Raw genomic sequence first — 14,473 nt, forward strand, 5'->3', positions numbered from 1 at the left:
CCAGGAATTAGGCGTATGCAAGCCGAGACTTATCCAGAGATCGCGGATCTTCGAACGAAAAAAAATGTTTCCAACGGAAACAAAATAAATCCTTTGACTGACAACTACTGCATCCATCAATTGATCAAAGAGATCGCTGACCGTAACCCAAATGCAATCGCTGTGGTTGATGACAACGCTAACCGATTGAGCTACGTCGAACTGAACGGTCAGGCGGATCGTGTCGCGCGCAGTTTGCAAACCTCAGGCGTGAAAAGCGGTGATCTGGTTTCGATCTGTGTAGATCGTTCTGTAAATATGGCGGTCGGTATTCTGGGCATTCTCAAAACCGGAGCCGCCTACGTACCGTTAGATCCAAACTATCCGCAGGACCGTCTCGAATACATGGACGAAGATGCGGGAGCATCGGTTCTATTGACCGAAGGTAATTATGCGCAGCGATTCGAACATAGCATAGATAATATTGTTCGTTTAGATTCCGTGGCCAATATTGACAAGTTGGAATCTCCTTCGGTTGTGTCGATTGATTCTGCGAACGCGGCTTACGTTATCTACACATCTGGAACGACTGGCAACCCAAAAGGTGTTGTTGTTACTCACCGCAACCTTACAAGCTATGTTAACTCCCTTCCTGAGGCACTCGGCTTAAGACCCACTGACAAATATCTCCATTCAGCATCGATTTCCTTTTCATCGTCGGTAAGGCAGTTGATGGTTCCGCTTTCGCTTGGAGCTTCGGTAGTTATTGCCTCGACAGAGCATCTGAGAGATCCGCATTCGCTATTCGAGTTTATTGCACAAGAAGGCGTGACGGTTTTGGATTTCGTGCCTTCGTTTTGGCGGAGTTGCGTCCACGCGCTCAGCGAGAAAATGTCCGACAATAACGTTCAGCTGCTGCTATCGGCCAGCGAACCGTTTCCTACATCTGTTTGCAAAGAGCTTAAAACGATCTTCAATGACGATGTCCGCATAATAAATATGTATGGACAAACGGAAACGACAGGCATCATTTCGTTTTTCCCGATTAACTCCGCAATGATAAACGATTCGGGAATTATGCCCATCGGCAGTCCGATCTCACACGCCACGATGCATATTCTCGATGAGAATTTAAGTCCGATGAGTGACGATGCCGCAGGTGAATTGTATATCGGTGGAGCCGGAGTCGCGCTCGGATATCTCAATCGTCCGGAACTGACAGAGGAACGATTCATCAAAGATCCGTTTAGTGAAGCCGATGATGCTCGACTTTATCGTACCGGCGATCTCGCACATTATCTGCCAAGCGGTGCGATCGAATATCTCGGACGGATCGACGATCAGGTAAAACTTCGAGGTTTCCGCATCGAGCTCGGAGAGATCGAATCGGTAATTAACAAGTTTACAGATGTTCGAGAAGCGGTGGTGACAGCATACGAGCAGGAGGGTGACAAACGTCTTGCGGCTTATATTGTTAGTGCTTCGGGCTCGAAGTTTGGCGCCGACGAGGTACGCAGGTTTTTGAAACAAAAGTTGCCGGAATATATGATTCCGTCTGCTTTTATTCAACTCGAAAAAATTCCGCTGACGCCCAATGGCAAATTGGATAGAAAGTCGTTGCCCGCACCGCAACAAAATGTATCGACACAGAGAGAAGGATACGTAGCGCCGACAACTGAGACTGAGAAAACGGTTGCCCGGATATGGAGTGAGATGCTTGGCGTTAACGACATCGGTATTAACGACAATTTCTTTGATCTCGGAGGCCACTCGCTGCTCGCTACACAGGCACTCGTTAAAGTTGCTAATGAGACGGGCGTACTTTTGCGTGTTGCGGACCTTTTCAACACGCCGACCATTTCCGATATCGCTCGCAAGCTTGGCGGAGCGAACCAAACTGCGAAAACGAGCACGATACCACTCGTGCTTCGCGCGGGTAAGATGCCGCTCTCGTTTGCTCAGCAGCGTTTGTGGTTCCTCGACAAACTCGAACCAAACAGCGCTGCCTACAACATTCCATTCGGGATGCGAATCGATGGTGAAGTCAATATTGAAGCGCTGAGACGGGCGCTCGATAAGCTAATTGTTCGCCATGAATCATTGCGAACGACAGTCAAAACGATTAATGGAGAGGCGTCTTTAGAGATCATTGACGAACTTCGATGTAACTTGTCGGTTATCGATATTTCCGATCTTTCTGGTGCGGAGCGTGACGCGCAAGTTCGCGCTTTGTCTGCCGAAGAAGCTTCGGGTCCATTCGACCTTGCGGCCTCGCCGCTGTTTCGCACAAAGCTTCTGAAATTGAAAGTTGACGAATACGTGATGCTTGTTACGATGCATCACGTAATAAGCGACGGTTGGTCACTCGCAGTCTTTTTTGAAGAGCTGAGCGAAGTTTACGGCGGCATCACGCAAGGCATTGATGTTCATCTTCCAGAATTAAAACTTCAGTATGCAGATTTTGCATCTTGGCAGCGCGGGACTTTGGCCGAAGCCGAAATTGCGAAACAGCTTGAGTTTTGGGGTGAAAAATTGGCGGATGCCGAACCTTTGCTGGGATTTCCAACCGACCGTCAGCGTCCGCTTGTTCAAACGTACAAAGGTGCAAACTACAGAAGGACGTTTTCGCCGGAACTTCTTGAAGAGCTGCGAGTTTTTAGTCGCAACGAAGGAGTGTCACTATTTATGACGCTTCTTGCAGCGTTCTATACATTGATCTATCGGCATGCGAATCAGGACGATCTGGTCCTTGGCGTTCCTATCGCTAATCGCAATTACAGCGATATCGAACGAGTCATCGGATTTTTTGCAAACACGCTAGCGCTACGTGCTGATCTTTCCGGCGCGCCTACGTTTCGAACTTTTCTCGCTCAGGTTAAAGGCCTAGCACTCGAGTCATACGACAATCAGGATGTTCCATTTGAAAAACTTGTCGAATATCTAAATCCAAAACGCAGCCTTAGTCACAATCCGATCTTTCAGGTGATGTTTGGATTGCATAACACGCCACCGTTAAAGCCGGAACTTTCTGGATTGAATCTGACTCCAATCGAAATGAATACCGGAACGTCGAGATTCGATCTTGAGGTTCTTGTTCGAGAAAATCCGGACGGCCTTGGGGTGTTAGCCGAATATTCGACCGATCTTTTTGACGAATCGACCATTGAGAGATTCATAGAGAGATTTGAAGTTCTTTTGCGGGGAATACTCAGAAATCCTGAAGAAGTCATATCTATTTTGCCAATTTTGACTGAGACGGAACAGAAGCTAATAGTCGACGAATTTAACGACACAGCAAAAGATTACCCAACCGATAAATGCGTTCATCAGCTTTTCGAAGAACAGGTAAAAAGCTCACCGGACGCAATCGCGGTCGTTTATCAGGATCAGCAATTAACCTATCGGGAACTGAATCAGAAAGCTAATGCGATAGCTCATCGATTGCGGAGATTTAATATTGGCCCCGACAGTCTTGTCGGGCTATGTGTAGAGCGTTCGGTCGAAATGGTCGCCGGTGTTTACGGTATTCTCAAAACGGGCGCGGCTTACGTGCCGCTTGATCCTTCGTATCCGATTGATCGCTTGAATTTGATGCTTGGGGATTCTGGAGCGTCGATCATCGTCAGCCATCAAAACTTAGCCAAAGACCTTGATTCTAAGAGATTCGAGATCATCTATATGGATGATCCGTCAATTGTGTCGGACGGTGACGCATTCGAGAACCCGCAGAGTGGCGTGGGCATGGGAAACCTTGCTTATATTAATTACACGTCGGGTTCGACGGGCGTTCCGAAAGGAGTTGCGATCCAGCATAGTTCGCTTAACAACTACACTCAACATCTTCTCGAAGTTTTGGGAACTGATCGCCCGCTCCAATTCGCGAATGTTTCGACCATAGCGGCGGACCTAGGCAACTCATGTATCTATCCGGCACTCGCGTCGGGCGGAACTGTTCACGTTATCAGCTATGATGTCTTAACCAATCCCGATCTATTTCGTGAATACGCGATCAAAAACTCAATAGATGTTTTGAAGATCGTTCCTTCTCACCTGAGCGCATTGTTGGGTGAGACCAACGACGGATTAGAACTTCCTAAAAGATGTCTGATCGTTGGCGGCGAAGCTCTCTCGTGGGATCTAGTCAAGCGAATTCTCGATAATGAACGTAAATGTGTGGTCATCAATGAATACGGCCCGACCGAATCGACTGTCGGTTCTGCAGTGGCGTATATTGACAAGATCGAGAGTGAATACCTTGCCTCGGCGTCGATCGGGAAACCGGCGGCCAATACGACTACGTACATCCTGAACGAAAGTCTTCAGGTCGTTCCGATCGGCGTGCATGGAGAAATATACATCGGCGGAAGCGGCCTGGCACGAGGCTATTTAAATCGCCCTGATCTAACAGAGGAACGGTTTATTAGCGATCCTTTTAGCAAAGGAAAAGGTGCACGTTTATATCGAACAGGCGATCTTGCGCGTTATCTTCCCAATGGCGAGATGGAGTATCTCGGCCGGATCGACGATCAGGTTAAGATCCGCGGTTTCCGCATCGAGCTTGGCGAGATCGAATCTGTGATCAGCCATTTTACAGACGTGCGCGAAGCGGTAGTCACAACGCGCGAAGAACAGAAAGGCGACAAGCGGCTGATAGCGTATGTGGTTAGCCGTACAAACTCAAAGATCGAACCTGCCGAGTTGCGCAATTTTTTGAGAGAAAAGCTGCCGGACTATATGGTGCCGTCCGCGTTTATACAGCTTGAGAAGCTTCCGCTGACACCGAACGGCAAGGTCGATAGAAAAAAACTTCCGGCACCTGAGAAAGAAACCTCGTCCGGCAGAGATGGCTACGTAGAGGCGAGGACGGAAACAGAAACAAAACTTGCTAAGATCTGGGGTGAACTGCTCGGTGTTGACAAAATAGGCGTTCAGGACAATTTCTTTGATCTCGGCGGCCACTCACTGCTCGCGATAAGGATGTTCTCCGCCGTTGAAGAGACGTTTCAAAAAAGTGTTCCGCTTGCGACATTGTTTGAAGCCGGAACAATTGAAAAATTGGCCGAGATTCTCAGTAAGGAAGATTGGGAAGAACCTGAAGCATCGCTCGTACCGATTCAACCCGGTGGAAATAAAATTCCTTTCTATTGTATTCACGCGATAGGCGGCAACGTGATGTTCTATAGCGACCTGGCAAAATATCTGGATAAAGATCAGCCGCTTTATGGATTGCAAGCACGGCGTTTAGCCGGAAGACAAGTGGGACACGGAACGATCGAGGAAATGGCCGCATTCTATATCAAAGAGATCCTCGAACATCAGCCCGACGGGCCATATTGTTTAGGCGGCTCATCATTTGGCGGCCTCGTTGCTTACGAGATGGCGCGGCAACTTTCGCGGCAAGGTAAGGATGTTGGGCTTCTTGCATTATTTGATACAGGTACGCCGGAATATAAGAAAGCGCGTATTCAGGACAACTCAAAGATCAATATCAAGGTGCATGAGTTCATAGAACGCATCCATCTGCATAAAGCAAATATTGGCGCCTTGAGTGGAACTGAAAAAATAGGTTATGTTGTCAAAAAAGCAAGACAAAGGTTTTTCCAGATACAAACGGAGCTTTCAAAACACACGAAAGAAGATCGTTCGCGATCTGATCACAAAATTCAAAGGCAAAGGCGCCATCCCGAAAAGCTATATTCAGTTAGAGGACCAATTGATGCGCGCACAGCGGAAATTTACGCCGCAGCCATACTCCGGAAAAATAACCTTGTTCAGAGCAAGCATTCAACCATACGGTTTGGCTCCCGATCCTCATTTAGGGTGGGATGCATACGTTTCGTCAGTCGAGGCGTGCGAAGTCATCGGCCATCATACATCGATAGTTGCCGAGCCTTATGTTCGCGGACTTGTCGAGAAGCTAAATATTTATTTAGAACATGTGAACCGACGGAACGAAGAGTAATGTGTTTCTAAAGGTTGGGACTATTTCTTTCAGATAATATCAAGACATCTGCCAACTAAAATAACTCTCCGCTCTCCGCTCGCCCTCATAAGCAAGTGACGCTATATAATTTTGCTGCGGTATAAAGCTGGTAAAACACCAGTCCGCTGCCTTACCAGAGATCGCGTCTACCGAAAATTGACCTTGTTCGTCTGACGAGATTACAAGCTCAGGAAGCGGATGCGACATACCATCACCAACGGCCTTTACATAAGCTTCCTTCTTTGTCCAGCAATCAAAAAATGCAGCAGTTTGCAGCTCGGGCTGTAGATTGCCGAGCGCTCGAACCTCATCTGCAGAGAAATATTTTTCAGCAAGTTCTAGTGTAGGAAATGTGTCATCGACAAATTCAATATCGATCCCAATTCTTGTGTCGAGCGCAATAGCGATGATGCCGACACAGTTCGACGATGATGCGTTGAACCTTATCGGCAGTTTTGCTTTCAGCTTAGGCTTGTCAAAATTGTTGTAGGTAAATTGCAGATCTTCCGCTTTTTCTCTTACATACGATCCAAGAATCATTTTCAACACTGCTCGGCGGATCTTGTAGCTGCTGCGATCCTTGTCGAAGTGATATCGAGACGCCCTTTTCAGTTCATCCGGTGAAAGGAGTTCGTTTAAGCGTGGCTGTACATCGGCGGGATCGCATAGATCGACACGCCAAACATGAACATCCTTGCCACTCATATCGGGCGGTTGAGATGCCATGGCCCACTCGATTTTCGGAATGTTCATTTAAAACGATCAGTCGTCTAAAACTCAATAGTGAATTTTACCCCGAACGGATCGCAGATGAGAAACCTGGGCCGTTGTTCAACGATCCCAGGTTTTCATCCGCTATCTCATTACGAAGTCGGCACGACGACAAAAACAGCGAACTGAGGGGAAGTGGTAGCTGGCGTGAACGAGGAGCCTACTGGGGGAACAACAACAGCGGCAGTACCGTTGAGAGGAAGTGAGATGGTAGGGGAGGCAGAGTTGTAGACACCGGAGAAGACCGCTGAGCCGTTGAAGTTGAATGCGTTCTTGATAGAGAAGGACTGCCCGTTTGCGAGTCCGGCCTGAGTAAGGTTTAGACTGATCGAAGCAGCCCCGGAAGGAACAAAGACGACAACATTGGCGCGTCCGGACAGATAAGAGTTTGCTCTAACGATAGCGTTATCCGGCATGGTACCCGCATTGATAGTACTCGCGGCATCAAACCCCGTGGACGATCTCCACTGAGAGAATGTCTGGTTCTCATGTGCACTTGTATTGCCAAATTTATCCGAAGATGTGGCGGTCGAGTAGTAGGTGTTGTTATTGACCGTGTATGGAAGTGATTCGGACTGAATATTGACTGCCGATGAATTGTTGGAAAAGAATTTGTTTCCCGTTGCAGTGACGTTCGTGACATCAGTTAGTTCAAGCCCGATGCCTCCTCCGCCGACAAGGTAGTTGTTCAGAACATGGCCGTTATCGACGCCTGCGCCGTAACCAAAGGTCATGTTGTAACCGTTGATATTATGAGGATGGAATAGGAAGTTGTTCTGGATGAGAATATCGGATATTCTCTGGGTCTCTGTGCCGACAAGGAGATTGTAATGACGCAGATCGTAGCCCAAAGGCGATCCTGAATTGGAGAACACATTGCCCTGAATATCGCCGCCCGGATAGGCTGCCGTTCGCCCGTACAGCTGTGCTCCGAGGCCAAAGTTATTGAGGACGATATTGTCGTAAACACGCGAGTAGCCCGAAGCGTTCTCAAGATACAGCCCGTGTCCCTTACCCTGATCCGTGTCGTCAAACACACCGTTGTTGTAGATCAGGCATCCGTAAATTTCAGTGTTCGAGCTTGAGCTTCCCGAGAAAATACCGTTGAGATTGTCATGAACGCTGAGATTTACAAACTTGTTGCCGTTTCCGGTGTTGAATACGCCAGCACCACGCAGGCCCTCTGCCCCATCGGTGTTCCAGTTTCGCAACGGGTCGCTGTTCGTTATCTCGATGTCCCGGTAAGTAGTATTGCTACCAGTGACGGTAAGCTGACTTCCCGCAAGCCTTACAACCGTTCCCGCACTATGCGAGACCGCTCCCGTACTGCTTCCCGCCGCCGCACGATTGACCGTTATCGTATTCCCGCTGATCCCGTTGATATACAATGCCTCTCCGTCTACTATCAGTGTATTGACAGCTGCTGCCTGAAATGCCGCAGCAAAAGCAGATGCGTCTGCTACCGGTATCGAGGTCTGTGACGAGTTGATCGCACTCGACAAAGCTGTAAATGCATACCCGTCAATCACAACCGAGCCAAGCCCGCGGACCGTTCCGCCGTTGAGTGTCGATTTGAATTTGCCTCTGTAGGTGCCTGTTTGTAGGCAAAGCGTCTTCCCGGCAACGACGAGGGATGTCTTGTAAAGAGCTGTCTGCAGATTCCACGGACTTGATATCGCTCCGGTTCCGCTGGGCGAACCCGTCGTCGCTGCATAATAATCACAAGTAAACGATGTCGGCGGAGTCGGCACTGCCGTCGGCGTCGATGTTGGAGTGCTGCTCACCATGACCGTCGGCGTGTTTGTCGGCGTACTCGTCGCCGTTCTGGTCGGTGTGCTGGTGGCTGTCATTGTCGCCGTCGGTGTATTAGACGGCGTAAATGTAGGTGTAAACGTTGCCGTTGCGGTCGGTGTGTTTGTGGCAGTTCGTGTCGGTGTACTCGTTGCAGTAATTGTTGCCGTCGGTGTGAACGTTGGAGTACTGGTCATTGTCGCCGTTGGCGTATTAGTCGGCGTGAATGTCGGTGTAAACGTTGCTGTTGCCGTAGGCGTGTTTGTTGGTGTTCGAGTTGGTGTGCTCGTTGCAGTAATTGTTGCGGTCGGTGTGAACGTTGGAGTAAAGGTTGCGGTTGTCGTCGCCGTGGGCATAACTGTCGGTGTAAAGGTCGGAGTTGCAGTATTAGTTGGTGTCCAGGTCGGAGTGTTCGTTGCTGACATTGTTGCCGTCGGCGTAAATGTCGGGGTTGCCGAATTGGTCGGTGTTGACGTTGCTGTTGGGGTAGTTGTTGGCGAAAACATCGGCGTACTTGTCGCCGTCATTGTCGCCGTGGGTGTAATAGTTGGCGTAGATGTTGGAGTAAACGTCTGCGTTGCCGTTGCGGAAGGTGTACTTGTCGCCGTTGGTGTGTTGGTCGGTGTAATAGTTGGAGTTGCCGAGTTTGTAGGTGTTGAAGTTGCTGTTCGCGTCGGTGTTACTGTCGCTGTTGCGGTGGCTGTATTTGTCGGTGTTGGTGTAAATGTCGCTGTGGCCGTTGGAGCACTGGTTGGTGTATTGCTCGGGGTTGAAGTAGGTGCGACACATACATTCGGCACATTGGCTGTTGGGGCGAATGATCCGTAAGTAGCAGTGTTCCTCAAACCTCCCGAACCATCAGGGCATCGCTGCATTGAAACTGCTGCTCCGATTCCACCGGCATCTTCATTTATTTGCGGTTCTCCCGGATTTAGCAAGACTAACAATCCAGTATCGTCTGCATCGCTTGTGTCATAGACCAAAGCATCTCTAAGATCAGTTAAAGTTACAGCACTGTTCGTTGGAAAGTCGATTCCATCGGCTGCGTAGAGAGCAACCGCATCCGGTCCGTTTTGCAAAGCGCCGTTTGCAAAGTTCAAACCGACGCCCGAAACGGATGAATTGCCCAACGTAAAGTAACCGTTTGAATTTGTGCTGAACCCATCCAGATCAAATGCAGCGTACGAGCGATCGTTACCACCGTTGTACAAAACAACAACAAGGCCGTCGAGCGATGTGTTGCCTGCTCCGCCATCGTAAAGTTCGATAAATTCTGCCGTATCGGTATTACCGTTCGTATCCGAATCTACTTCGTTGATCAGTACGCCAAGTGACGGTGTCGGAACTTCTGTCGGTGTATTGGTTGGCGTAAACGTGGCTGCCGCTGTCGCAGTTGCTGTCGCAGTAGATGTTGTGGTTGCCGTGCTGGTCGACGTAGAAGTAGGTGTATTTGTAGCCGTTCGCGTCGGTGTATTTGTCGATGTAGCTGTTGGCGTAAATGTCGGCGTTACCGTAGGTGTGTTTGTCGCGGTCCGGGTTGCTGTGCCAGTCGCGGTCATTGTCGCTGTGGCTGTATTTGTCGGTGTTGGCGTAAAAGTTACAGTTGCTGTCGCAGTCGGCGAATTCGTCGCGGTGTTCGTGGGTGTAGGTATATTGGTTGGCGTAGTCGTCGGTGTGTTTGTCGGAGTGCTCGTCGCCGTCGCAGTCGGAGAGTCTGTAGGCGTGTTAGCTGGTGTTTCTGTCGCAGTCTCCGTCGGCGTGGTGGTCGGGGTCATATCCGACGTAGAGTAGAACCATGCAGGCAGTGGCATATCGAGGTTCTGGCCGAACTGATATGCAAAAAAGGAACCATCGCTGCTGTTCAAACGATACCAATAGCTATTTGACGGACGAAAAACTGCGATATCCGTTTTTCCATCACCGTCATAGTCAGCCGCAACGGGAATGTCTCCCGTCAAACCGAACGACGTCGCATTAAAACTGGAATTCGAGCTTTTTATCACGTACCAATTTCCTTCTGACGGACGCCAGACACCTATATCGGTTCTACCATCACCGTCAAAATCGCCCTGAACCGGTATGTCGCCGGCAAGTCCGTAATGAACTGCATTCAAACTGGCATCTGAGCTATTGGTCCGGTACCAGAAACTTGTTGATGGCCTGAAAACACTAATATCTGCGCGGCCGTCACCATCATAGTCAGCAGGCAGGGGAACGTCGCCGGCTAATCCAAAATTTACCGAGGTAATAACGCCATCAGAACTTCGAGTCCAGAACCATTGTCCTGTGGATGGCCGAAAGACTGCCAGATCGGTACGCGCATCAGAATCGAATTTTTCAGGAACGGGAATATCACCGTTCATTCCAAAGTCGATGTTCGTGATAGTGCTCGTTGTGCTTTTAAGGATCCACCAAACGCCGTTTCTAAAAACCGCGATGTCTGATTTTCCGTCACCGTCGTAATCTGCCGGAACCAGTTTGTCGCCGGCTAAACCAAAATTCGTGGCTGCTACGGCACCGTTATTTTGAACGATGTACCACATACCGCTCTCTGGCCGAAATACTGAAATGTCCGCTTTGCGGTCATTGTCAAAATCAAATTGCACACTTTGGCCCTGCCCGTTCGACGTTGCGATCAGGCTCAAAAGGACAACTGAAAAAATGTGAAAAAGAGAATTCGATAGAAACGTTTCGCGCGGAGAAACGTTGCGTAAGGGAAAATTCTGCATATACGGATCGGTGGCTATCTCGTTCGCTGAATTATCTGGCGAATGTAAAGTTGTTTGTTGATGTCTTCGGATCTGGTTGGGATCTGAAGGTAGACCCAATTGTCTATTTAAAAGAAATAAACAATATTAAACATATTTCAATTTTTTTATCATATTATTGGTTGGAACGATTTTGGCGGTGCAAATGAGGGTAATTTAAAAAGAAAAAGCCTCTCTCGCAATGTGATTACGAGAGAGGCTCCTAAGTGCGGATCAGGATATCTGTTATCTGGGAACCACAACAAAAATTGCCAGGTTAGGAGAAGTAGTTGGCGGAGTGAAGGACGAACCGACCGGTGTTGCGACTAAGGCTGTAAGACCGTTCAACGGAATCGTGATCGTCGGCGATGCCGAATTGTACGTACCTGATATGACGTCCGATCCGTTGAAGTTGAAAGCGTTCTTGAACGCAAACGCCTGACCGTTCGTGAGTCCAGTTTGGCTGAGATCAATACTTATAGATGCTGCTCCCGATGAAACAAAAACGATCACGTTGGCCCGGCCTTGCTGATAAATATTCGGGCGCACTATCACGGTATCGGGCAGTGCACCGGAGATGATCGTGCTGGCCGAGTCAAAACCGGTTGCCGACTTCCATTGCGAGAACGTCTGGTTCTGATGAGCACTTGTATTGCCGAATTTGTCCGAGCCCGAGCTCGTACCGTAGTACGTATTGTTGTTGATAGTATAAGCGGACACTTCCGACTGAATATTCACGGCTGACGAATTGGATGTATAGAACTTGTTGCCGGTAGCAGTGACATTTGCGACATCCTGCATTTCAAGCCCGATGCCGCCGCCGCCGACGAAGTAGTTGTTTAGGATGCGGCCGTTATTCGCGCCCGCTCCATATCCAAACACTATGTTGTAGCCGTTGCTGTTCTGCGGATGGAAAAAGTAGTTGTTTTGGATCAGTATATCCGGTATCGGCTGTGACTCAGGCCCGACAATTAAGTTTCGGCGCCTGTCTGTCGCCCCGGCAGGTGATCCTGAATTCGCCATGACATTACCCTGCAGGTCGCCTCCGGGATATGCCGCCGTTCGCCCGTAAAGCTGTGCTCCGTGAGCGAAGTTATTGAAAACGATATTGTCGTAGATACGCGAGTAACCCGACGCGTTCTCAAGATACATACCGTGGCCCTTATTATCACTCGAGGGGTCGAAAATCCCATTGTTGTAGCTGAGTGTGCCGTAAACCTCGGTGTTCGAGCTTGAGCTTCCTGAGAATATGCCGTTGAGATTGTCGTGAGCGTTGAGATTTATAAACTTATTGCCGCTGCCTGTGTTGAATATGCCGGCACCGCGCAGGCCTTCTGCACCGTCGGTGAGCCAGTTTCGCAACGGGTCGCTGTTCGTTATCTCGATGTCCCGGTAAGTGGTATTGCTGCCGGAGGTGACAAGCTGGCTTCCCGCAAGCCTGACAAGCGTTCCGGCAGTGTGTGAAACCGCTCCGGTACTGCTTCCTGAAGCTGCACGGTTGACCGTTACGTTGTTCCCGCTGATGCTAAGTATCTCCAGAGCTTCGCCGTCCACGATCAAAGTGTCGACTCCGCCCGATTGAAAAGGTGTTACAAATAGCGAGGCATTTGCCACTGGAATCGAAGTCTGCGAGGCAGTGATCGCACTCGAAAGCGGCGAATACTGGTAACCATCGATGATCGCTCCGCTCAACCCGCGAACTGTACCGCCGTTCAATGTTGATTTGAACTTGCCGCGATATGTACCGCCTTGCAGACACAGTGTCTTTCCGGCAACGATAACGCTGCTCCTGTTTAATGCATATTGCAAACTCCAGGGGCTCGACAGAGTTCCGCTCCCCGACGACGAACCGGTCGGCGATGCATAGTAATCGCATGTAAAAGATGTCGGCGGTGTCGGGCTCGAAGTCGGTGTTGATGTCGGTGTACTGCTCGGTATCGCTGTTGGTGTATTCGTCGACGTTGCTGTCGGCGTCGCCGTTCGCGTTGGGGTGAATGTCGCTGTGCGCGTCGGTGTTGCCGTAGCAGTTCTGGTTGGAGTTGCAGTTGCTGTTCTTGTCGGGGTAGCCGTCGCAGTTCTTGTCGCGGTCGGTGTTGAAGTGGTTGTCGGCGTTGATGACGGAGGAGGTGTGTCCACGATTACAGGGCAATAACGCCTACTGCAAAAACGAAATGCCAGTTGAGATGCCGGAATAGGAATATCCGCATTTATTCCAAACTGATAAGCGACATAAGACCCGTTGCTGCTATTTATGTGATGCCAAGCTCCGTCAGTGGGCCGAAAAACCCCAATATCCGATTTACCGTCTCCATCGTAATCAGCCGGAACCGGAATATCGTCTTCGAGTCCAAAAACAGAATAGCTATATGTCGGGTTTGAGTCGGGCCCGTTATTTATGTACCAAGTCGTCGTCGAAGGGCGCCAAACGGCCATGTCCGTTTTTCCGTCACCATCAAAATCAGCTCGTACAGGCATATCGTCGAGTTGCCCGAATTGCCGAGCATCAAACTGCTGATCTGAGCTATTGACTCGATACCAAAATCCGTTAGACGGGCGAAAAACCGCAATGTCCGACCTTCCATCTCCATCATAGTCTGCGGGAAGCGGAACATCGCCCTCGAGTCCAAATTGAAGATGCGAGACGGAGCCGTCGCCGCCGGAGGCCGCCCAATACCAAATTCCCGTAGTCGGTCGAAAAACAGCAACATCTGCCAAATTGTCACTATCAAGCTGAGCAGGAACAGGAATGTCTCCCTGAAGACCCAAATGTATGGAATCAAGGGTGTTTGTGGCACTCAAAAGCCGCCACCAAACTCCGTTACGAAAAACGGCGATATCAAATTTGCCGTCGCCATCATAATCCGCCGAGACTGGCTCGTCACCTTTCATGCCAAACTGCGTCGCCTGAATACCCGTCTCGCTTTCCGAAAGATACCAAAAGCCTCCTAGGCTGCGAAACACTGATATGTCGGCTTTACTGTCACCGTCAAAATCGTAGAGAGTTGCGCGGGTTTGGCTTATCGCAGTTAGAGAAAGAAAGGATGCAAGAATGACTGCGATTGGAAAATAAGATAGCTTCGATGCGATGGTTCGCACAGAATTAACTACTGATCTAATATTTACGCTCATATTTATACCTATTTTATTGTTTTAGGACTTTACGAGCAGTGGTCGGATAGGCTGTCTCGTCGGGGAAGCGGGT

General features: G+C 49.4%; 4 protein-coding genes. 1 reads left to right on the plus strand and 3 read right to left on the minus strand.

Annotation, left to right across the window (positions count from 1 at the left end):
* Window positions 1–15: 15 nt before the first annotated feature.
* A complete protein-coding gene (locus tag IPL32_08685) occupies window positions 16–5,952 on the plus strand; it encodes an amino acid adenylation domain-containing protein (protein ID MBK8465893.1) in 5,937 nt (1,978 codons plus the stop codon).
* Between the two features lie 28 nt (window positions 5,953–5,980).
* Here the strand turns inward: IPL32_08685 and IPL32_08690 are convergent, their stop codons facing one another.
* The 3 genes from IPL32_08690 to IPL32_08700 all read right to left on the minus strand — a co-directional run bounded on the left by IPL32_08690 (window position 5,981) and on the right by IPL32_08700 (window position 14,400).
* Window positions 5,981–6,715: a 4'-phosphopantetheinyl transferase superfamily protein gene (locus IPL32_08690; GenBank protein ID MBK8465894.1), complete on the minus strand. Its 735-nt coding sequence runs from the start codon at window positions 6,713–6,715 to the stop codon at window positions 5,981–5,983.
* 110 nt (window positions 6,716–6,825) lie between these two features.
* Window positions 6,826–11,253, minus strand: a complete 4,428-nt coding sequence (locus IPL32_08695; protein ID MBK8465895.1) for a VCBS repeat-containing protein — start codon at window positions 11,251–11,253, stop codon at window positions 6,826–6,828.
* 264 nt (window positions 11,254–11,517) lie between these two features.
* On the minus strand, window positions 11,518–14,400 hold the full coding sequence (locus IPL32_08700; GenBank protein MBK8465896.1) for a VCBS repeat-containing protein: 2,883 nt from the start codon (window positions 14,398–14,400) through the stop codon (window positions 11,518–11,520).
* Window positions 14,401–14,473 lie beyond the last annotated feature (73 nt).

Origin of the sequence: Chloracidobacterium sp. (assembly GCA_016711345.1) — a bacterium.
Taxonomy (GTDB): Bacteria; Acidobacteriota; Blastocatellia; order Pyrinomonadales; family Pyrinomonadaceae; genus OLB17.